This is a genomic window from Lentzea fradiae, from assembly GCF_900100955.1.
In the GTDB taxonomy this organism is placed as follows: Bacteria; Actinomycetota; Actinomycetes; order Mycobacteriales; family Pseudonocardiaceae; genus Lentzea; species Lentzea fradiae.
On sequence record NZ_FNCC01000002.1, the window covers coordinates 46,213 to 65,397 of the forward strand.

Below are 19,185 nucleotides of genomic sequence, written 5' to 3' on the forward strand. Positions count from 1 at the left end.
AACTTCCGCGCGTCGCGCCACGGGCTGACCTCGTCTACTACTTCAGTGTGAGTTATTGTGTCGAGGTCTTGATACAAAACCGGAGGGGGTGCGCGAGGTGTACGACGCGTTCCAGGCGGCCGTTGTCGGACTCGTCCTGCTCGTCGTGCTGTGGCCGACGCGCTCGACCGGGAAGCGGCTGCTGAAGAGCTGGCGGGTGAACGACCCGTCGGCCGAGCAGATCGACGACGCGGTGCGGTACCTCAAGCGGCGGCGGGTGCTCTACCCGGTGCTCTGCGCGGGGCTGACGCTGGTGCCGTTCGGCAGCGGCCGGGGTGTCGTGTCGCTCGTCGCGGTGGTGCTCGGTGGCACGTTGCTCGCCGAGCTGCTGGCGATGTCGTTGCCGAGGGAAGGGCGGCAGCGGGTGGCGTCGCTCGCGCCGCGCGGGCTGTTCGACGTCGGGTCGCGGTACGTGCTGGGCGGGTACGCGTTCGTGCTGGCCGTGGCGCTGGTGCTGCTCCTGGCCGACTTCCGGATCGAGCGGCTGCCCGTGCTCGTCATGTCGGTCGCCGCGGTGGCGGCGGTCATGTGGGCCGCGGTCAACCGGCCCTCGGACGGGGACGAGGAGGTCGACCGGGTGTTGCGCACCCGCAGCGTGCACGTGTCGGCCGGGCTCGGCGCCGCCGTCGCCGGTGCGCTCGTGGGCGGGCTGTTCGTGCTGGCCGGCGTCGCGGCGTGGGTGCTGATGGCGAACACCAACGTGGTGTCCAAGAAGATCGTGTGGTGACCGCTCCCCGGATCGTCGTCGACGTCGAGAACGGTGTCGCGCCCTGGCGCCAGGTCAGGGACCAGCTCGTGCGGCTGATCTCCGGCGGGGTGCTGCCGGTCGGTGCCCGGCTGCCGACCATCCGGCAGCTCGCCGCCGACCTCGGGCTCGCCGCGGGCACCGTCGCGCGGGCGTACCGGGAGCTGGAGGTCGAGGGCGTCCTCACGACAGGACGAAGGCAGGGCACCGTGGTGGCTGCCCTGCCTTCGCATGCACCGGACCCGCTCTCCGCCGCAGCGGCGGAGTTCGTCGCCGTGGCTCGATCGCTCGGCGCCAGCGAGGGGGAGGCGCTGAACGCCGTGCGAGCCCACTACTTGGGTGAGTAGGGCGACTCGATCTTGGGCGCGGGCCGCGGTTCGCCGACGTGCGCGTGGCGTTCCTCGTAGATGCGGTGCTCCTCGGCCATCTGGTCCGCGAGCTGCTGCTGGAGCTGGCGATCCCTGATCCTGGCCAGGATCGCCATCGTCACGCCGTGAGCCAGTGCCAGCAGCAGCAGCACGATGCCCAGCTTCACGACCACGTTCTTCACGCTGTCGCCCGTCTCGATGTTGATCGTCGACACGAGCGCCAGCAGCCCGAGCACGACGAGGTGGAACAGCACGGCCGTCAGCTTCATCATGCCGCCGACCTGCTCCTCGTCGTACGAGGCGCGCTTGAGGTATCCCTTGCCGCTGTGGTAGATCAGCTGGCCGTCGATCGCGACCAGGACGATCCCCAGCACTAGGAACGTCACGTAGCTGTCACCCATGCACGGTGAGTACCCGAGCACGCACGCTCACAAACCGTGGCACGATCAGTGCCCGTGACGGCGTTGCAGGGACGACAACTGGCCGGTCCGCTGTGCGCGGCGGTGGCCAACCTGTGCGTTGCGCTGCAACGACAGGTCTCCCCGCAGACCGCCGCCGGGTTCCGCGAGGTGCTGCGCCGCCTGCACGCCCCGTTGCAGGTCGCGGTGGCGGGCCGGATCAAGTCCGGGAAGTCGACGCTCGTCAACGCGTTGATCGGCCGTCGCGTCGCCCCGACCGACGTCGGCGAGTGCACCCGGCTCGTGACGCGCTACCAGTACGGGACCGTCGACCGCATCGAAGTCGTGCTCCACGACGGACGGCGGCAGGTGCTGCCGTTCGACGCCGACGGCATGATCCCCGCGTCCCTGGGCGTGGAGGGCGTCTCGCACATCGAGGCGTACCTGACGAACGCGGTGCTGCGCGACTTCACGGTCATCGACACCCCGGGCCTCGGTTCGCTGGACGCCGCGTCGGTCGCCCGCACCGAGGAGCTGCTCGATCCCGTGTCCCGCAACGCGGTCGCGGGCGCCGAGGCTGTTCTCTACGTCGTGACGCAGGGCGTGCGGGCGGACGACCACTCGGCCATCGCGGCCTTCACCGCCGCCACCGCGTCACGGGAAGCGGGGCCCGTCAACGCCATCGCCGCGTTGAACAAGGTCGACGCCGTCGCGCCGGAGACCGTCGAGGGCGCGGACGGCGACCTGTGGCGGGCGGCGGAGATCCTCGCCGGCAAGCAGGCCCAGCTGCTCAAGCCGCGGGTCGCCGACGTGCTGCCGGTGATCAGCCTGCTCGCCGAGTCCGCGGAGACCGGTGAGTTCACGTCGGCGGACGCGGAGGCGCTGCGCCAGCTCGCGGCCCTCGACGCGGACACCCGCACGATGATGCTGATGTCCGGCGACCTCTTCACGTCGTGGGAGTGCGACGTGGCGGCGGGCGTGCGGTCGCGGTTGCTGGAGAAGCTCGACCTTTACGGCATCGGCCGCGCCCTGGAGGCGTTGGACGCCGAACCGGCGCTGACGGCGGGTGCGTTGCGGCGCGTGCTGTTCGACGCCTCGGGGTTCGCCGCGGTGCGCGGACGGCTGGACGCGGTGTTCCGGGCCCGTGCCGACGGCATCAAGGCGGCGGCCGCGCTGGCGTCCGTCACGTCCCTGGCGTCCGGTGACCCCGGTGAGCGGCAACGCGTCCACGACGCGATCGAGGTGTTGCTGTCCCGGCCGGAGGCGCACCAGCTGCGGTTGCTGGAGGCGCTCACGCTGGTGTCGTCCGGCGCGGTCGCGCTGGCACCGGACCTGACGGAGGAGGTGCTGCGCTTCGGCAGCACCCCGGACCCCGCGGGCCGGATGGGGCTGGCCGGGCGGCCCGTGGCCGAGCTGGCCGCGCACGCGCTGGAACGCGCGGGCTGGTGGCGGTCGTTCGCCTCCTTCGGCGCGACGCCGGCGCAGGCCAGGGTCGCGCACGTCGTGCACCGGGCGTACTTCCTGATCTGGCAGCAACTACGTGCTGGGGGGCACCGATGAGCGCGGACGGAACCGATCGGACCGGCCAGGCGTCGGAAAGCGGTGTGGAGACCATTGCCGACGAGCTGCTCGACCAGGCTCTGGCGGAACGCCGGGCGCTGGTCCAGCTGTGCCTGTACGCGCTGGACCGCGCCAGTGCCGGCGTGGTCGCGCGGATAGAGGAAGGGCTCTCGTCCATCGGCGTCGTCGCCGTCCGCGCCGACGGCCAGCGGTTCGACCCGTCGCGGCACGAGGCGGGCGGCACCGTGCCGACGGACGACCTGTCGTTGCAGGGCCTCGTCGCCGAGACCGAGGTGCCGGGCTTCTGCGACCGCGGCCGCGTGCTGCGGGCGCCCATCGTGACGGTCTACACCGCCCGATGAGCAGCCTCTCCCAGACCGTCCGGCAGACGCGCGAACGCCTCACCGCCGTCGTGCGCGAGCTCGACCCGGCGATGGCCGACTGGGTGTCGCGCCGCTCGACCCCCGAGGTGTCGTCGGTCGTGGTCGTCGGCGAGACGAACCGCGGCAAGTCCTCGCTCGTCAACGCCCTGCTCGCCACGCCCGGGGTGTCGCCGGTCGACGCCGACGTGGCCACCTCGACGTACCTGGTCTTCCGGCACGGCCCGGCGTGGGCCGCCCGCGCCTGCTACCCCGGCGTGCTCGCGCCGGTGACGTTCCCACTGCCCGCGCTGATCAACTGGGTCTCCGCCGCGCACGAGCTGCCCGAGGGCGAGCTGCCGCCGCGCTACGTCGAGGTCGACGCGCCGATCCCGTTGCTGGAACGCATGTCCGTCGTCGACACGCCCGGCGTCGGCGGCCTGGAGTCGGTCCACGGCGAGCTGGCGCTGGAGGCCGTCACGTCGGCGACCGCGCTGGTGTTCGTCGTCGACGCCTCGTCCCCGTTCACGCGCGGCGAGCTCGACTTCCTCAAGCGCGTCGGCGACCGCGTCGAGACCGTCGTCTTCGCGTTGACCAAGACCGACCAGTACCGCGGCTGGCGCCAGGTCCTCGACGCCGACCGGGCGTTGCTGGCCGAGCACGCCCCGCGCTTCGCCGACGCGCCGTTCCACCCGGTGTCGTCGCGCATGTTCGAGATGGCGGGCCAGGCCCCGAACCCGGACGCGGCGGCGATGCTGCGCGAGCGGTCCGGCGTCTCCGCGTTGCAGACGGCCTTGCAGGAGCTGGTCGCGGGCCGTGCGGGGATGCTGGCCGAGGCGAACGCGTTGCGCGCGCTGTCGACCGTGCTGGCCGAGCTGGAGATCCGGCTGCGGCACGAGCAGCGCGCCCTGTCGGTGGGCGAGGACGAGGCCGCGGTCCTGCGCGCCCGCCGCGAGGAGCTGCAGACCGAACGTCGTTCGTCCACGCGCGGCTGGCAGGTGCGGCTGCGCGGCGAGATCCAGCGTGCCCGCGTCGAGAACTCGCACGAGATCTCCCGGCAGATGCGCGACCTGCAGACCTGGTACCGCCAGGCCATCGACACCGCCGACCGCAACGCCCTCGCGTCGCTGCCGCAGCAGGTCGACACGGCGTTGCAGGTCGTGTCCGGCCGCATCTCCACCGCGCTGTCGGCCCGCCTGTCGCAGGTCACCGACGCCGTGCTGGCCACCCTGTTCAGCGCGGAGGAGCTGACGCTGATCCGCGGCCAGTTCGCCCGCGGCGAGCAGCCGCCGGTCGTGGTGCGCCCCAAGGACAAGCGACCGCCGACCGCCGAGGACAAGCTGCTGGTGTTCATGGGCGTCTCCGGCGGCCTGGGCGCGGGCAAGCTGGCCGTGATGCCGCTGGCGGGACTGGGCATCGCGGCGCTGAACCCCGTCGTCCTGCCGGTGACCATCGCCCTCGGTCTGGGCGCGGGCTGGTGGATGGCCCGCACCCGCACCCACACCGCCGAGAAGCAGCACGTCAAGCAGTGGCTCTCCGACGCCATCGCCGACGCCCGGTCCACAGTGGACCAGCTGGCCGCCGAGCAGCTGATCGAGGCCGAGCAGGCGCTGTCGCTGGCGCTGGACGAGGCGCTGGCCAAGCGGATCGAGGCGATCGAGGCGGAGCTGCGCGAGGTCGACCGGGCGCTGCGGATGGAGGCGGGCGAACGCGGCCGCGAGCTGCAGTCCGTGACGCGGCAGCTGGCCGAGGTGGAGCAGGGCCGGTCCAAGGCGGAGGAACTGCTGGGCCGCATCCGGTCCGTGCGGGACCGCGCGTAGGCGACTCGGGGTCAAACGGTTGGCCGGGGAACCAAACCGGCATAACGTGGGTCATACCGGAACATGAGCCAGCAGGAGGTGTGTCCCGGTGTACATCGACGAGAACGGTGCGGCCGACGCCGAGCTGAAGGTGACCGTCGAGGACGAGGAGTACACCGCCGACGTCACCTTCGACCTCGACAGGGACGGCGTGAACGACTCCGCCGTGGTCGAGACCGATGACGGCGGTCATCTCGCGTTCACCGACACGGACGGCGACGGCGACGCCGACCTGATGAGCACGTTCGACAAGGACGGCAACCTGCTCAGCCAGGCGCGGTTCGAGGAGATTTCCGGAGAATGGGTCGCGATCGATCCCGGCGACGTCTCGCACAAGACGAATTCCTCGAATTCCCAGACCATTGTCGTGGACACGGACCAGGGTGAGCGGAAGGTCGGCCCGGCGACCGAGGACACCGACGGCGACGGCAAGGCCGACACCGCCGTGGTCCGCGACGACGACGGCGACACGTGGCTGTTCACCGACAAGGACGGGGACGGCCGCGCCGACGTGGCCACCGAGATCACCCGATCCGGCGAGGTCACGATGTCCGAGCAGCGCGGCGACGAGTGGGTCGAGGTCGAGCACGGGCACATCGAGTCCGACGGCCGGTACGTGACCGACTCCAAGAGCGGCATTCTGGACGAGACGGACGACTGGTACGAGCAAGAACGGTTCGACGGGGTCGTCCGAATCGATTCCACCACGGGACAGTGGATCAGCCCGAACTGACGTCACAACTGAAGCCCAGGTCACAGGCCCCGGTGTGGTGAGAACCGCACCGGGGCCTCTTGTGTTTTTCCGTTCTTGTGCACGCCATAACTCCGTTGGAGTGCTGAATCGATTCCAGAATCGGTTTTGTGAGGCAAGCGACAGGCCAGGGGTGCTTTACCCGCCATTCATCGGGCTAACCTCGGTCCATCCCCTTCCACGTACGCCCGGCGCCACCGGGCGTGTGGAGCTATTCCCGAGGACGACGCAGTCCCGCACCGGACCCCACGTCCTCGGGCGGCCGAGGCGTTCAGTCAGGAGACGAGACGAGATGACGGCAGTGACCATTCCCGGTCTCGAACACGCACCTACCAACCACGCGCGTTTGCTCGCATGGGTTCAGGAAGTCGCCGAGCTGACCTGCCCGGACGAGGTTGTTTGGGCTGACGGTTCTCAGGCCGAATGGGACCGTCTCACGCAGAAGCTCGTCGACGCGGGCACGTTCGTGCCGCTCAAGAAGAAGCCCAACTCGTTCTGGGCCGCCTCGGACCCGAGCGACGTGGCGCGCGTGGAGGAGCGGACCTACATCTGCTCGGTGCGCGAAGAGGACGCCGGCGCCACGAACAACTGGATGGACCCTTCCGAGATGAAGGCCATCATGACCGAGCTGTACCGGGGCTGCATGCGCGGCCGCACGATGTACGTCATTCCTTTCTGCATGGGCCCGCTGGACGCGGAAAAGCCGATGCTCGGTGTCGAGATCACCGATTCGGAATACGTCGTCGTCTCCATGCACATCATGACGCGAATGGGCTCCAAGGCCCTCGCGCTGTTCGGTGAGGACGCCGACTTCGTCCCGGCGCTGCACTCGCTCGGCGCGCCGCTCGAGCACGGCCAGCAGGACGTGCAGTGGCCGTGCAACGAGACCAAGTACATCTCGCACTTCCCGGAGACCCGCGAGATCTGGAGCTTCGGCTCCGGCTACGGCGGCAACGCCCTGCTCGGCAAGAAGTGCTACTCGCTGCGCATCGCCTCGGTGATGGCGCGCGACGAGGGCTGGCTCGCCGAGCACATGCTGATCCTCAAGCTCACCTCGCCGGAGAACAAGGCGTACTACGTCGCCGCCGCGTTCCCGTCGGCCTGCGGCAAGACGAACCTCGCGATGCTGGAGCCGACCATCCCCGGCTGGAAGGTCGAGACGCTCGGCGACGACATCGCGTGGATGCGCTTCGGTGAGGACGGCCGCCTGTACGCGGTGAACCCGGAGAACGGCTTCTTCGGTGTCGCGCCCGGCACGGACTACCACACCAACCCGAACGCGATGCGCACCATCGCCAAGGGCAACTCGCTGTTCACGAACGTCGCGCTGACCGACGACGGCGACGTCTGGTGGGAGGGCATGGGCGAGCCCCCCGCCCACCTCACCTCGTGGAAGCACCAGGACTGGACGCCGGACAGCGAGGAGCTCAGCTCGCACCCGAACTCCCGTTACTGCACGCCGATCGAGCAGTGTGACATCAAGGCGCCCGAGTGGGACGACCCGAAGGGCGTGCCGATCTCGGCGATCTTCTTCGGTGGCCGCCGCGCCACGACGATCCCGCTGGTCACCGAGTCGCGCGACTGGCAGCACGGCACCTACATGGGCGCCACGCTGTCGTCGGAGACCACGGCCGCCGCGGTCGGCAAGACCGGTGTCGTGCGCCGCGACCCGATGGCGATGCTGCCGTTCATCGGCTACAACGCGGGCGACTACTTCCAGCACTGGGTCGACCTCGGCAAGCGCGCCGACGCCGACAAGCTGCCGAAGATCTTCTACGTCAACTGGTTCCGCCGCGGTGAGGACAAGCGCTTCCTGTGGCCCGGGTTCGGCGAGAACGCGCGCGTGCTGAAGTGGGCCATCGAGCGCATCGAGGGCAAGGCCGCCGCCCAGGAGACCCCGATCGGCTACGTCCCGACCGCGGCCGACCTCGACCTGGAGGGCCTGGACGCGTCGCGCGAGGACATCGAGGCCGCGCTGGCGTTCGACGCCGACGAGTGGCGTGCCGAGATCCCGCTGGTCGAGGAGTGGTTCGCCAAGATCGGCGAGAAGGTCCCGACCACTCTCCGCGACCAACTGGAAGCCCTGAAGCAGCGCCTGGGCTGATCCTGACCGCACGCGGGGCCCCTTCGTACTGTGTGACAGTACGAAGGGGCCCCGCGTGCGTTTGGGGGGCTTGCGGGGAGTGATTGCGTCACTGGGATGAGGTAGTACTAGTCGTGTGACGCAGGGAGACGACTTCCTCGGCGGCCTCCACTACGACGGTTCGCCGCGCGACGTCGAGGTCGGTCCGGCCAAGGGCATCGTGCGCTACTACCCGGTGCCGTCCCGCCCGCCTGCCCGCACGCCGTGGTGGCGCTACGCGCTCGTGTTCGGCCTCGGAATGGCCGTCGGCGGGGCGGGCGGCGTGGTCCTGTGCAGCGTTTTTCTCTGAGTTCGCGCAGCTCACAGTCCACATGAGACGAATTTGTCCACAGGTGTGGACAATTCTGTGCACAGGTTGTGGACAGCTGTGGACACGGCTGCGGCCTGCGTCACAATTCGCCCGAATGGTCTTGGTCCAGGAATGAACGCAGCCCGTCCCGGGAACGTCTTAGGTACGTGACGGCGATCACAAAGATCGTCAACTGAGGCGGAGAGGAGGGTGTGCCGTGGGAATCGCAGCGATAGCGATGCTGGTACTGGCCCTGGCCGCCGTGCTGATGGTCGTGGTGGCGAACTCAGTTCGGGAGCGGGTTGTCGCGGATGCCGAGGAGGGTGCCGTTGAAGGACTTGGTGGCCTCCGCGTAGCAGACGGCGTTGGTCCATCCCTCTGACCAAGCCTGGGAACCGGGGTTGCGCCAGGCGGGGAACACGTCGGTGCGCTTGTCCGAACCCAGGTAGTCGTGCACGGCCTTGGTGCACTTGTCCTTGGCGATCGAGTTCATCTGCTCCTTCGACGGAGCGGGGTCGCTCGACTTGCCGAGCGACACGACACCACCCGGCACGGCCTCGGCCAGGTGCGCGGTGTTGCACGCGACGACCTTGACCTCCTGGTCCTTGGACGGGGAGCCCTGGGTGCAGGTCTGGAACGTCGGGAAACCGTTGCCCTTCAAGGTGTCCTTCACCGAACCCTTGCGCGCCAACGGCTTCTCATCGGGGCTGATCTCCACGACGGTGCACAGGCGCCAGCGCTGGCCGTCCTTCCAGCCCTGCTCGTTCGGCCAGAACGCCCAGACGCGCAGGCGCGTCGCGTCCGCGTCCGCACTGCCCAGGTAGTCGGTCAGCGCCTGGCGGCACGGCGGAAGCGCGGCCTTGCGCAGCGCCTGCGTGTCCGGGTAGGTCGACGGCAGACCGGTCAGCTCGCCGACGGACATGATCTCGGCCTCGTGCGACTCGGTGCACTGCAACACCTTCAGCTCGTAGGCGTTCATGCACTGGCCGGGCTTCGGCAGCGTGGGCGCGGCGGCGGAGGCCGTGGACGGCATCGGTCCGGGGACCGCCTGACCGCCGACGTGGATCGCGCACGAGGACAGCGTCAACGTGCTCAGGACAACAGCCACCGCCAACCGCACACGATTCACACCACAGAGACTAGGGCCTTCACCTGATCGGCGATGTCCCGACGCTGCTTTTCGAACGCCACGTCCGTCAGCGCGGCCGGGTCGGCGGGCAGTCCGAGCACCGGCGTGTGCAGGTGTCCGCCGAGGACGTCCGTCGCACCGGAACCGACCCGCAGCCGGTTCGCCCGGTACATGCTCTCGTTGGAGAGGTAGTCCCCGCCGCCGCCGCTCGCCGCGACCCGGCCCGGCGTCGGTTCGTCCGTGCGGCACGAGACCTGCTGGCCGACGACGACCCACTCGCAGAACTCGCGGTTGTAGTTCACCAGGAACGGCCCGGTGCCCGCGTCGACCATCTTCTGGTGCGGCAGCGTGGTTTCGATGAACTCGTCGGACGGCTGCGGCCAGCCGGCGGCGTCCGGGACGGTGCCGACCACGCCGATGTCGTTGTTGTCGCCGAAGCCGCCGCGCCAGCGCGCCGCCCACCGCTCGACGTCGAACCGGCCGGGACGTCCCTGGCTGATCGTCACGAACGCGTCGGGCCGCTGCCGCAGCGCGGTTCCGTAGAACTGCTCGACGATCCCCTCGTCGAACGCGCCCCACAGCACCGGCAGGACCGCGGCCTGCAGCACGACCTTGCCCTGCGGCGTGGTGATCTCCCGGCCGTCGAGCTGCAACGCCGCCGCCCCCGCCGGGTTCGCGCGCCGCACGGCGGTGCCCTGGAGCTGGAACGGGTCGAAGCCCGTCACCGCGATCTTGCGCACGCCCGGCTTCGCGGGGAACGCCGTGTCGCTCAGACCTCGTGAGGCCCAGTCGAACTGGCGGACGAGCTTCGCGCGGTCGTTCGCGGGCAACGCGAAACGCGGCTGCCACTGCCGCAGCGCGCTGGTGAGCTGCAACCGCGCCCAGTAGAGCGGACGGTCGTCGTACGCGTCGTGTGCCAACGTTGTCGTGCTCTGCGCACGGGCGACGGCGGCCTTCCACAGCCCGTTGCCCTCGCGCTCGACGAACTGCTGGGCCTGCGCGCGGGACGGCTGGCGGCAGAGCTTGGCGGTGAAGTCCGCGACGCGGTCGTCGAACCCGGCGAGCTTCACGAGGGCGGGACCCACGGCGGGGCCACCGGCGACTGACGCGTCGTCGAGCCGTTGCTCCTCGACGGTCAGCGGAACCGAGGTGTCGTAGCAGTTCGCGGTCTGCGCCTGCGCGACGGAAGGACTCAGGACAAGAGCGACTGCGGTCAGGCCGACCAGTCCGGCGATGGTTTTCACGGTTCCATCTCAACGAAGAAGGGCCACCCGCCGTAACCGGCGGGTGGCCCATTGTGCCGACTTTCGCGTCTCAGTGGGCGGCCACGGGCTTGACCCGCGGGTTGTCCTCGTCGACGTGGTAGTCGCTCGGGTCCGTCTGGTCCGTGCCGTTGAACGTGCCCGCCTTCTTGGCGATCAGCGTGACCACCACCGCCACCAGCAGGTTCACGATCAGCGCGATGATGCCGACGTAGATCTGCGTTGGCGACGAGCCGAACGGGTGCCAGCCGAAGAGCGAGATGTTGCCCAGCGGCAGCGCGGAACCGGCGAAGTGCGCCTTGCCGATCGCGGGGTTGCCGATCGTGTAGAGCAGCCACATGCCGTAGCCCATGCCCGCGACCCAGCCCGCGATCAGGCCGTACACGTGGAACCAGCGCGTGTAGAGCGCGATCGCGACCGCCGGCAGCGTCTGCAGGATCATGACGCCGCCGATGAGCTGCAGGTCGATCGAGAACTGCGGGTCGACGAACACGATGAACGCGACGGCGCCGAACTTCACGACCAGCGACGCGAGCTTGGCCTGCTTGGCCTCCTCCGCCGGGGTCGCGTTCTTCTTCACGTACTCCTTGTAGACGTTGCGCGTCCACAGGTTCGCCGCCGCGATCGACATGATCGCCGCCGGCACCAGCGCGCCGATGCCGATGGCCGCGAACGCGATGCCCGCGAACCACGACGGGAAGTTCGCGCCGAAGAGCTCGGGGACGATCGTGTTGGTGTCGGGACGGCCGGTCGCCTGGTTGACGATCGGCTTGGTGCCTGCGCTGATCGCCACGAAGCCGAGCAGCGCCAGCAGGCCCAGCAGCAGCGAGTACGCCGGGAGCGCGACCATGTTGCGCTTGATGACGTTGCGGCCGCGGCTCGCCAGGATGCCGGTCAGCGAGTGCGGGTACAGGAACAGCGCGAGCGCGCTGCCCAGTGCCAGCGTCGCGTACTGCAGCTGGTTCGTGCCGGTCAGCAGGATGCCGTCGGCCTTGCTGGGCGTGGCGTCGAACTTGGCCTGCGCGTCGTCGAAGATCTGGCCCCAGCCGCCGAACTTCGCGGGCAGGTAGACGATCGCGACGAGGATCACCAGGTAGATCAGGATGTCCTTGACGAACGCGATCAGCGCTGGCGCCCGCAGCCCCGACTGGTAGGTGTAGAGCGCGAGGATCACGAACGCGATGAACAGCGGGAGGTGGCCGAGGATGCCGCCGCCGTTGAGGCCCATCGACCGCAGCACCGCTTCGAGGCCGACGAGCTGGAGCGCGATGTACGGCATGGTCGCGACGATGCCGGTGATCGCGATGAGCAACGCGAGCCAGTGCGAGCCGTAGCGGCCCTTCACGAAGTCGGCGGGCGTGACGTAGCCGTGCACGCGGCTCACCGACCACATCCGCACCAGCGGCAGGAAGACGATCGGGTAGAGGATCACCGTGTACGGCAACGCGTAGAAGCCGAGCGCGCCCGCACCGAACATCAGCGCGGGGACGGCGACGAACGTGTACGCCGTGTAGAGGTCACCGCCGACCAGGAACCACGTGATCCAGCTGCCGAACTTGCGGCCGCCGAGGCCCCACTCGTCGAGGTGGTCGAGCGTCTCGCCCTTCTGCCACCGCGCGGCCAGGAACCCCATGACCGTCACGAGCAGGAAGAGGGCGCTGAAGACGATCAGCTCTGTCCACTGCATCAGCGGGCCCCCTCATCCAGGTCGTCGATGCCGAGCTTGTCGGGCTTGCCGGTGACCACGGGCTCGTTCTTGGTCTTGACGTAGACGAGACCGACGCACGCGACGCCGAGCGGCACGAACAGGAACTGGTACCAGTAGAAGAACGGAAGCCCGAAGATCCGGGGCTCGTCCTGGTTGAACCACGGCGTGATGAGCATGAGCAGCGGAATCAGCAGTAACAGGTTCCAGTTGCTCCAGCGCAAGCCGGTCTTGTGATCCGACGGCATTGGTGGACCCTCCGTGTACGCGGTGTTGCGCGGATGTTAGGTCTGAGGAGGTGTGGCGTCAGCCACGTGTCCGGAATCGTTGTCGTCGACTTAACGTTCTCTTTGGATGGTTGCGGGTTCGTGGGCCAGGGCCGTGATGGCGTGCACTGCTCCGATCAGCCGAAGGCCGCGCTCGGAGAGGTGGTAGCGCACCTGCACGGGCATGCTGGGCACGACCTCGCGGCGCACCAGCCCGTGCTGTTCGAGCTCGGTCAGACGGGCCGACAACATGCGGTCGGAGATGCCCTCGACCACCCGCCGGTACTCGCCGAACCGCCGCGCTCCCCTGGCGCCGGCCAGCATGATCGCCGCGGTCCACCGCCGCGAGACGAACGCCATGATGTCGCCCGCCGCCTCGCAACCCGCGGAGTCGATCGTGTCGGTGCACACGGAGCTGGTCACTAACCAACAGTAAGTAGATAACCGGCCGGTTGGCAAGGAAAGCGCTTCCCCAGAGGCTGGCTGCCATGACCGACATCAACGCCTTCTCCCCGATCCGCGTCGGCGCCACGGCCGTGCGCAACCGGCTCGTCATGGCCCCGATGACCCGCAGCCGTGCCACCGAGGACGGTCTCGCCACCGCCGCGATGGCCGAGTACTACCGGCAGCGTTCCGGTGCGGGCCTGATCATCACCGAGGCGAGCCAGACCGGCCTGCGCGCGAAGGGGTACCCGACGACGCCCGGCATCGGCACTGCCGAGCAGGCCGCGAGCTGGCGGCCGGTGGTCGACGCGGTGCACGAGGCAGGCGGCACCATCCACCTCCAGCTCTTCCACGTGGGCCGCCTGGGCCACCCGAGCGAGCGCGGCGGGCTGCCCGGCCACGCGCCGTCGGCACTCCTCGCACCCGGTCGGACCTTCACCGCCCAGGGTCTGGCGGAGCACGGGATGCCGTCCGCCATGACCGCCGACGACATCAGGGCCACGCTGCGGGAGTTCGCGGTGGCCGCCGAGCTGGCGATCTCGGCGGGCTTCGACGGCGTGCAGCTGCACGGCGCCAACGGCTACCTGCCCCAGCAGTTCCTCAGCCCGAACACGAACCTGCGCACCGACGAGTGGGGCGGCAGCACGCGCAACCGCATCCGGTTCGTCGTCGAGGCCGTCCGCGCGATCGCCGAGGCGGCCGGCGCGGACCGCACCTCGTTGCGCGTGTCACCGGCCGGCACAGTCGGCGGCATCGACGAGGGCGACTCCGCGGAGCTGTACGAAGCCCTGCTCGGCGAGCTGGCGGGCGACGGTCTCGCGTTCCTGGACGTGTCCGAGACGCCGGGGCAGCGCGACCTGACCTCGTTGGTGCGCAAGGCGTGGCCGGGCGTGCTCGTGCTCAACCCGCACCGCGGCACCGGCCCCGAGACCCCGCACGACCGCGTCGCCGACGGCCTGGCCGCCGGGGCGGACCTGGTGGCGCTGGGGGCGCCGTGGCTCGCGAACCCGGACCTGGCCGACCGGATCGCCCGGCGCGGCCCGTACAACGAGGCCGACAGCTCGACGTACTACGGCGGCACCGAACGCGGCTACCTCGACTACCCGGTGCTGAAAGCCTGACAGGTCAGGAAAGTCGCCCGACCAGGTCCTGCTCGGCGGCGTCGAAGTACTCGTGGAGCTGGAGCACGGCCTGGTCCACGGCTCCGTCGCCGAGCAGCTCCACGATCTTGCGGTTCCACGGCAGGTACGTCTGGTGGAACGCCTCGACCTCCTGCGCGACGCGGAACGCGAGCATCAGCTCGGCGAACAGCCGGTCGGACTCGTCGCTCAGCCGCGTGCTGCCCGCGAGTCCGACGATGCCGCGGTGGAACTGGATGTTCGCGCTGCCGGTCTTGCTCAGGTCGCCCTTCTCGGCGCGGGCTACGGCCCTGCGCACCGGCGCCCGCACGGCCTCGCGCTGCGCCTCGGTGACGCCGTTCCACAGGCGCAGCGCCCCGCACTCGATCACGCGCCGCGCGGCGTAGAGGTCGCGCACGTCGTCGCCCGTCGGCCGGCGCACGAAGACGCCGCGGCTGTGCTCGTGCACCAGGATCCGGTCGCGGCTGAGGAGCCGGAACGCCTCGCGGAGCGTGTTGCGGCTGACGCCGAGCGCGCCGCCGATGGCCTCTTCGCTGAGCCGCAGGCCGGGCTCCAGCTCGCCGTCGAGCACCCGCTCCCGCAGCATGTCGGCGACCTTCTGCGCGGTGCTCGCGCGCTCCAGGTCGGCCTTGCCCTGGGCCAGCGTCGACACCCACGTCTCACTCACCGTCCCAGTCTATTTGCAGGATCGTTCGATTGCACTATCGTAGAATCGTTCAACAATCCCACAAACGGCGAGCAGGAGGGGTGGCCATGGACCTGAACGCGGATCTCGGCGAGGGCTTCGGCCACTGGACGCTGGGCGACGACAAGGCGCTGTTATCGGTGGTGACCAGCGCGAACATCGCGTGCGGCTACCACGCGGGCGACGCCGACACGATGCGCGAGACGTGCATCCGCGCCGCCGAGTCGGGTGTGGCCGTAGGTGCCCACGTCGGCTACCGCGACCTGGCGGGCTTCGGCCGCAGGTTCATCGACGTCGCCCCCGACACCCTCACCAACGAGGTCCTGGCCCAGCTGGGCGCACTGGCCGCGTTCGCCAAAGCCGCCGGCACCCGCATCTCGTACGTCAAACCACACGGCGCCCTCTACAACACCCTGGTCCGCCACGAGTCCCAGGCCGACGCCGTGGTCGACGCGGTACGCCTCTTCGACCCGGCCCTGGCCGTACTGGGCCCACCGGGAGCCGTCTGGCTGAAACGCGCGGAGGTGGCGGGCCTGCGGGTGTGGCACGAGGCGTTCGCCGACCGCGCCTACACGGCAGCCGCCACCCTCCTCCCCCGCACCGAACCAGGAGCAGTCCTCCGCGACCCTGCCGAGATAGCCGCCCGCTGCGTCCAGCTGGCCACCGAGGGCTGGGTCCGCAGCACGACCGGCCGCCCGGTCCGCATAGCGGCCGACTCGATCTGCGTGCACGGCGACACCCCGAACGCCGTCGACATCGCCCGCGCCGTCCGCACGGCCCTGGAGTCGGCAGGCGTCGAAGTGGCCCGCGTGGAGTCACCGCTCCGGCACACCCGCCAAGCGGTCTGACCGCTCCCTGCACCAGCACCACGACGCCGCCGGGCCCGGCCACCCGCCCGGCCTGCCCGCTTCACCGAGCCTGGTCGCCACGCTCAACCGTGCCGCCCAACCTGGCCGTCCTGCCCAGCCGCCCGAACCTCGGCACGCCTCACCGCACCAGCGCAGCGGCCCCCACCAGCCCGGCCGCCCCACCCAGCTCCGCCGCCCGGACCTCGATCCCCTCCAGGAACGACAACCCGGCGTGCGCCTTCAACGCCCGCCGGACCGGCTCGAACAGCAGCTCCCCGGCCTGGGCCACCCCGCCGCCGATGACCGCCACGTCCAGGTCGCACACGGCGGCGGCACCGGCGATCGCCATCCCCACGGCCTGACCGGCCCGGTCGAACGCCTCCAGCGGGATCTCCTCCCCGGCCAGGGCGGCGGCGGCCAGCAGGGCCGCGTCCGCGTCGTCCGGTGCCCGCCACCCGGCTTGCCGGGCCCAGGCCACCATCCGCGGGCCGCCCGCGACCGTCTCCACGCACCCGCGGCCCCCGCAGCTGCACGGCTCGCCGTCGGCCTCGACGACGACGTGGCCGATGTGGCCGGCGTTGCCGGTGCGACCGCCGAACGGGCGGCCGTCGAGCACCAGGCCGCCGCCGACGCCGGTCGACACCACGAGGCCGACCATGTGCGTGCTCCCGCGTCCGGCGCCGTGCCGGTGTTCGCCCAGTGCCATGCACACGCCGTCGCCCGCCAGTTCCACCGGCACGCCGGGGAACAGCGCGGCCATCGACGCACGCAGCGGGAACGCCTGCCACGACGGCACGTTGATCGGCGAGACGGTGCCCGCCACCGTGTCCACGGGACCGGCGGAGGCGATGCCCACTCCGACCACGGGCACGTCCTCGACGACCGACGACACCAGCGACACGACGGCGTCCCACGGGTCGGCGGGCGTCGGCACCCGTGCCGTGCGCACCACCGTGCCGACGGGGTCCACCAGGGCGGCGGCGATCTTGGTGCCGCCGAAGTCCAGTGCCAGCACCAGATCAGTCACGAGGAGGCATGGTAACCAGCAGCCTGACCGGCGGGGTGGTCCGGACGAGCGGGCCCGCTGTCACGCGCACGACCACCGGCCACGAACCCGGCGTGGCCCACTCCGGGGCCGAGACCGCGAAGTCGAGCGAGGTCCGTCCCAGGGCGGGCAGCGAGGCGCCGACGCAGAACGGGCCGACCAGCTCCCACGTCGGCCGCGGTGACAGCACCCGTGCCTCCAGCGGCAGGTCGCCGTGGGCGCCGGACGCCATCACGACCCGCAGCACGGCCGACGAACCCGCCTCCACCGACACCGACTCCGGCGACGACGCCACCCACAGCACCTCGACGGGGTCCTCGGCGTCCCACTCCGGCACGGTCAGCAGCACGACGTCGTACACGTCGAACGGCTCCAGCGTCGCCCGCAGCGGGTAGCAGCCCGGCGTCCGCGGCGGCGTCAGGCGCACGTCGGCCGACACGTACCCACCCGCGGGCACCTCGACCGGCACCTCCCGCCGAGACGCCGACCAGCCCTGCGGCAACGCCAGATGCACGACGCCCGAGAACTCCTCGCCGTCCGACACCACGACCACCCGCACCCGCGTCGGACCGAGCACCTCCAGCAGCACGTTCGCCGGCAGACCGCCCAACGGCGCGGGCTCGTGCAGCCAGTACCGCGCGAACACCGGCGTCACGGCAGGGGCGACCGGGCCCAGCGGGGGTTTGGCCGACGACAACCGCGTGGCCACGTCCGGCAGCGACCCCTCCGCGGGCGAACGGGAGCCGAGCACGCCGAGCAAGCGCGACGGGCCGAGGTGGCTGACCTCGTGCCACAGCGTGAACGTCGTGGAGCCGACCATCTTCTCGCCGACCTCGCTGTACCAGACGGTCACCGGCCCGGTGATCGGCGGCGCGTCCAGCGCCGGACCGTCCACGGCGACGAGCGAGGCGATCGGGTCGTACGACAGGACGAAGTGCGTGGACGCGATTTCCGTTCCCTGGCCCTGTTTCCAGCCGTGGTCCTTCTTGTCCTCCACCAACGCGTAGGTGCGCCAGCCGCACGCGGGCACGCGACGGGCCAGGAACGTCACGGTCACGCCGTCGACCAGCGTCGGCAGTGCCTCGCCTTCGAACGAGGCGTGCACGTTGCGCGCGACGGGCAGGTGCACGGACACCACGTCGGTGCACGGTTCGGGCGACGGGTTCCAGACGACCACCGAAGAGTCCACAGTGGACGTCAAGGCGGCCAGGGACCGCGCGATGACTTCGGAACGCAGGTCGAAGGCTTCCCGGGGATGCGCGCGAGCGGCGCGGGTGAGTGCGGCGGAGGGGAAGGCGGCGCCGGTCAGCCGGGCCGCGTGCGACGCCAGCACCGCGGCGGGCGAGTCGTCCACGGGCGCCTCCGGCACCGCAACGGAACTGCGCGCGTAATAGGCGCGGGGCACCGAGCAGACGACCTGCGGCCACGTGTAACGCGTGGCCCAGTCGTGATGGATCGCCGTCACCCACCGGTTGGGCGCGGCACGGGCGGCACCGACGGGCAGCAGCACGTGCGGTGCGGGAGCCGAGGAGCGCGACGACAGGAACGACGAGTACACCGCGCGTTCGGCCTCGGCCAGCGACGGCACCTCCAGCAGCAGACCGGCGGGCAGCGACGGCACCAGCGGCGTCACACCGGCCACAGTGGACTGTGTGCCGACGAGCTCCGCCCGCCCCTCGTCGATCAGCCGCAGCAGCGACGACCGGTGCTGCGGGAACGTGTCCCAGTACGGCTGGAGCAGCTCCGCCGACGTGATCGCGAACCGGTAGGCGGGGTCGGTCAGCGCCAGGTCGAGGTGTGCCCGCACGGCCGCGAACGGCGCGTCGCCCGCCACGTGCCCGACGAGGTGCACCGTCCACCCCGGCGAGCCCACCACCAGCGAGAACTCGCACGTCTCCTCACCGTCGTCCGACCGCACGACGGCCTGTGCCGCCACCACGTCACCCGGCGAGTGCTCGGAGACGTCGACCGCCACCTCGTGGCCGAACGGGCCGGGGACCAGCGAACCGCCGTGCCGCGGCGAGTGCAGGCCCGGCCCCGACACGTGGGCGTGCACCTCTCCCCGCGACGTGGGCGCGATCAGCCGCACCACCTGCAACGGGGCGGTCCGAGGCCCGACGAAGAGCTCGGTCGACTCGGCGGCGATCACCC

General features: G+C 70.6%; 19 protein-coding genes. 10 read left to right on the plus strand and 9 right to left on the minus strand.

Annotation, left to right across the window (positions count from 1 at the left end; all coding sequences use genetic code 11):
- The first annotated feature begins 97 nt into the window (after nucleotides 1-97).
- Nucleotides 98-766, plus strand: a complete 669-nt coding sequence (locus tag BLT23_RS04150) for a hypothetical protein (protein WP_143035814.1) — start codon at nucleotides 98-100, stop codon at nucleotides 764-766.
- A complete protein-coding gene (locus tag BLT23_RS04155) occupies nucleotides 763-1,131 on the plus strand; it encodes a GntR family transcriptional regulator (RefSeq protein ID WP_090046800.1) in 369 nt (122 codons plus the stop codon). Before BLT23_RS04150 ends, BLT23_RS04155 begins: the two co-directional genes overlap by 4 nt.
- On the opposite strand, the gene BLT23_RS04160 is transcribed toward BLT23_RS04155, so the two are convergent.
- On the minus strand, nucleotides 1,116-1,553 hold the full coding sequence (locus tag BLT23_RS04160; protein WP_090045866.1) for a hypothetical protein: 438 nt from the start codon (nucleotides 1,551-1,553) through the stop codon (nucleotides 1,116-1,118). The two genes, BLT23_RS04155 and BLT23_RS04160, sit on opposite strands and share 16 nt — an antisense overlap.
- Before the next feature lie 54 nt (nucleotides 1,554-1,607).
- On the opposite strand from BLT23_RS04160, the gene BLT23_RS04165 reads away from it, so the two are divergent.
- The 6 genes from BLT23_RS04165 (at nucleotide 1,608) to BLT23_RS04190 (ending at nucleotide 8,511) form a co-directional block, all read left to right on the plus strand.
- Nucleotides 1,608-3,110: a dynamin family protein gene (locus BLT23_RS04165; protein WP_090045868.1), complete on the plus strand. Its 1,503-nt coding sequence runs from the start codon at nucleotides 1,608-1,610 to the stop codon at nucleotides 3,108-3,110.
- On the plus strand, nucleotides 3,107-3,472 hold the full coding sequence (gene grpE, locus BLT23_RS04170; RefSeq protein ID WP_090045871.1) for a nucleotide exchange factor GrpE: 366 nt from the start codon (nucleotides 3,107-3,109) through the stop codon (nucleotides 3,470-3,472). The genes BLT23_RS04165 and grpE overlap by 4 nt, the downstream gene beginning before the upstream one ends.
- Entirely contained in the window at nucleotides 3,469-5,289 is a 1,821-nt protein-coding gene (locus BLT23_RS04175) for a dynamin family protein (RefSeq protein ID WP_090045872.1), read from the plus strand. The genes grpE and BLT23_RS04175 overlap by 4 nt, the downstream gene beginning before the upstream one ends.
- An 88-nt stretch (nucleotides 5,290-5,377) precedes the next feature.
- Entirely contained in the window at nucleotides 5,378-6,061 is a 684-nt protein-coding gene (locus tag BLT23_RS04180) for a DUF6802 family protein (protein WP_090045874.1), read from the plus strand.
- 310 nt (nucleotides 6,062-6,371) lie between these two features.
- Nucleotides 6,372-8,183, plus strand: a complete 1,812-nt coding sequence (locus BLT23_RS04185; protein ID WP_090045876.1) for a phosphoenolpyruvate carboxykinase (GTP) — start codon at nucleotides 6,372-6,374, stop codon at nucleotides 8,181-8,183.
- 115 nt (nucleotides 8,184-8,298) lie between these two features.
- Nucleotides 8,299-8,511 (plus strand): hypothetical protein, encoded by a 213-nt coding sequence (locus tag BLT23_RS04190; protein ID WP_090045878.1) that lies wholly within the window; start codon nucleotides 8,299-8,301, stop codon nucleotides 8,509-8,511.
- A gap of 286 nt (nucleotides 8,512-8,797) precedes the next feature.
- Here the strand turns inward: BLT23_RS04190 and BLT23_RS04195 are convergent, their stop codons facing one another.
- The 5 genes from BLT23_RS04195 to BLT23_RS04215 form a co-directional block, all read right to left on the minus strand.
- Nucleotides 8,798-9,640 carry a septum formation family protein gene (locus tag BLT23_RS04195; protein ID WP_143035815.1) on the minus strand — a complete coding sequence of 281 codons (843 nt, stop codon included), beginning with the start codon at nucleotides 9,638-9,640 and terminating at the stop codon, nucleotides 8,798-8,800.
- Nucleotides 9,637-10,884: a pyroglutamyl-peptidase I gene (locus BLT23_RS04200; protein WP_090045883.1), complete on the minus strand. Its 1,248-nt coding sequence runs from the start codon at nucleotides 10,882-10,884 to the stop codon at nucleotides 9,637-9,639. The genes BLT23_RS04195 and BLT23_RS04200 overlap by 4 nt, the downstream gene beginning before the upstream one ends.
- A gap of 70 nt (nucleotides 10,885-10,954) precedes the next feature.
- Nucleotides 10,955-12,589 (minus strand): monocarboxylate uptake permease MctP, encoded by a 1,635-nt coding sequence (gene mctP / locus BLT23_RS04205; protein ID WP_090045884.1) that lies wholly within the window; start codon nucleotides 12,587-12,589, stop codon nucleotides 10,955-10,957.
- The gene (locus tag BLT23_RS04210) at nucleotides 12,589-12,855 is read right to left on the minus strand and encodes a DUF3311 domain-containing protein (RefSeq protein ID WP_090045886.1); all 267 of its coding nucleotides are present in this window, start codon (nucleotides 12,853-12,855) and stop codon (nucleotides 12,589-12,591) included. Before BLT23_RS04210 ends, mctP begins: the two co-directional genes overlap by 1 nt.
- A 90-nt stretch (nucleotides 12,856-12,945) precedes the next feature.
- A complete protein-coding gene (locus tag BLT23_RS04215; protein WP_218133648.1) occupies nucleotides 12,946-13,296 on the minus strand; it encodes a winged helix-turn-helix transcriptional regulator in 351 nt (116 codons plus the stop codon).
- Nucleotides 13,297-13,361: 65 nt separating this feature from the next.
- On the opposite strand from BLT23_RS04215, the gene BLT23_RS04220 reads away from it, so the two are divergent.
- The gene (locus BLT23_RS04220; protein WP_090045888.1) at nucleotides 13,362-14,438 is read left to right on the plus strand and encodes an alkene reductase; all 1,077 of its coding nucleotides are present in this window, start codon (nucleotides 13,362-13,364) and stop codon (nucleotides 14,436-14,438) included.
- 4 nt (nucleotides 14,439-14,442) lie between these two features.
- On the opposite strand, the gene BLT23_RS04225 is transcribed toward BLT23_RS04220, so the two are convergent.
- Nucleotides 14,443-15,123 (minus strand): GntR family transcriptional regulator, encoded by a 681-nt coding sequence (locus BLT23_RS04225; RefSeq protein ID WP_245743607.1) that lies wholly within the window; start codon nucleotides 15,121-15,123, stop codon nucleotides 14,443-14,445.
- Between the two features lie 86 nt (nucleotides 15,124-15,209).
- On the opposite strand from BLT23_RS04225, the gene BLT23_RS04230 reads away from it, so the two are divergent.
- Nucleotides 15,210-15,989 (plus strand): LamB/YcsF family protein, encoded by a 780-nt coding sequence (locus BLT23_RS04230; protein ID WP_218133649.1) that lies wholly within the window; start codon nucleotides 15,210-15,212, stop codon nucleotides 15,987-15,989.
- 139 nt (nucleotides 15,990-16,128) lie between these two features.
- On the opposite strand, the gene BLT23_RS04235 is transcribed toward BLT23_RS04230, so the two are convergent.
- Together BLT23_RS04235 and BLT23_RS04240 are read right to left on the minus strand one after the other, a co-directional pair.
- Complete coding sequence (locus tag BLT23_RS04235) at nucleotides 16,129-17,016, minus strand: ROK family protein (protein ID WP_090045893.1); 888 nt, start codon at nucleotides 17,014-17,016, stop codon at nucleotides 16,129-16,131.
- Nucleotides 17,009-19,183 carry an NEW3 domain-containing protein gene (locus tag BLT23_RS04240; RefSeq protein ID WP_090045894.1) on the minus strand — a complete coding sequence of 725 codons (2,175 nt, stop codon included), beginning with the start codon at nucleotides 19,181-19,183 and terminating at the stop codon, nucleotides 17,009-17,011. Before BLT23_RS04240 ends, BLT23_RS04235 begins: the two co-directional genes overlap by 8 nt.
- Nucleotides 19,184-19,185 lie beyond the last annotated feature (2 nt).

Excerpts from the sequence above, each read along its gene's own strand:
- BLT23_RS04220 (WP_090045888.1), top strand. The coding sequence starts at position 13,362 with ATGACCGACATCAACGCCTTCTCCCCGATCCGCGTCGGCGCCACGGCC.
- grpE (WP_090045871.1), top strand. The coding sequence starts at position 3,107 with ATGAGCGCGGACGGAACCGATCGGACCGGCCAGGCGTCGGAAAGCGGT.
- BLT23_RS04160 (WP_090045866.1), bottom strand. The coding sequence starts at position 1,553 with ATGGGTGACAGCTACGTGACGTTCCTAGTGCTGGGGATCGTCCTGGTC.
- mctP (WP_090045884.1), bottom strand. The coding sequence starts at position 12,589 with ATGCAGTGGACAGAGCTGATCGTCTTCAGCGCCCTCTTCCTGCTCGTG.
- BLT23_RS04185 (WP_090045876.1), top strand. The coding sequence starts at position 6,372 with ATGACGGCAGTGACCATTCCCGGTCTCGAACACGCACCTACCAACCAC.
- BLT23_RS04175 (WP_090045872.1), top strand. The coding sequence starts at position 3,469 with ATGAGCAGCCTCTCCCAGACCGTCCGGCAGACGCGCGAACGCCTCACC.
- BLT23_RS04210 (WP_090045886.1), bottom strand. The coding sequence starts at position 12,855 with ATGCCGTCGGATCACAAGACCGGCTTGCGCTGGAGCAACTGGAACCTG.
- BLT23_RS04230 (WP_218133649.1), top strand. The coding sequence starts at position 15,210 with ATGGACCTGAACGCGGATCTCGGCGAGGGCTTCGGCCACTGGACGCTG.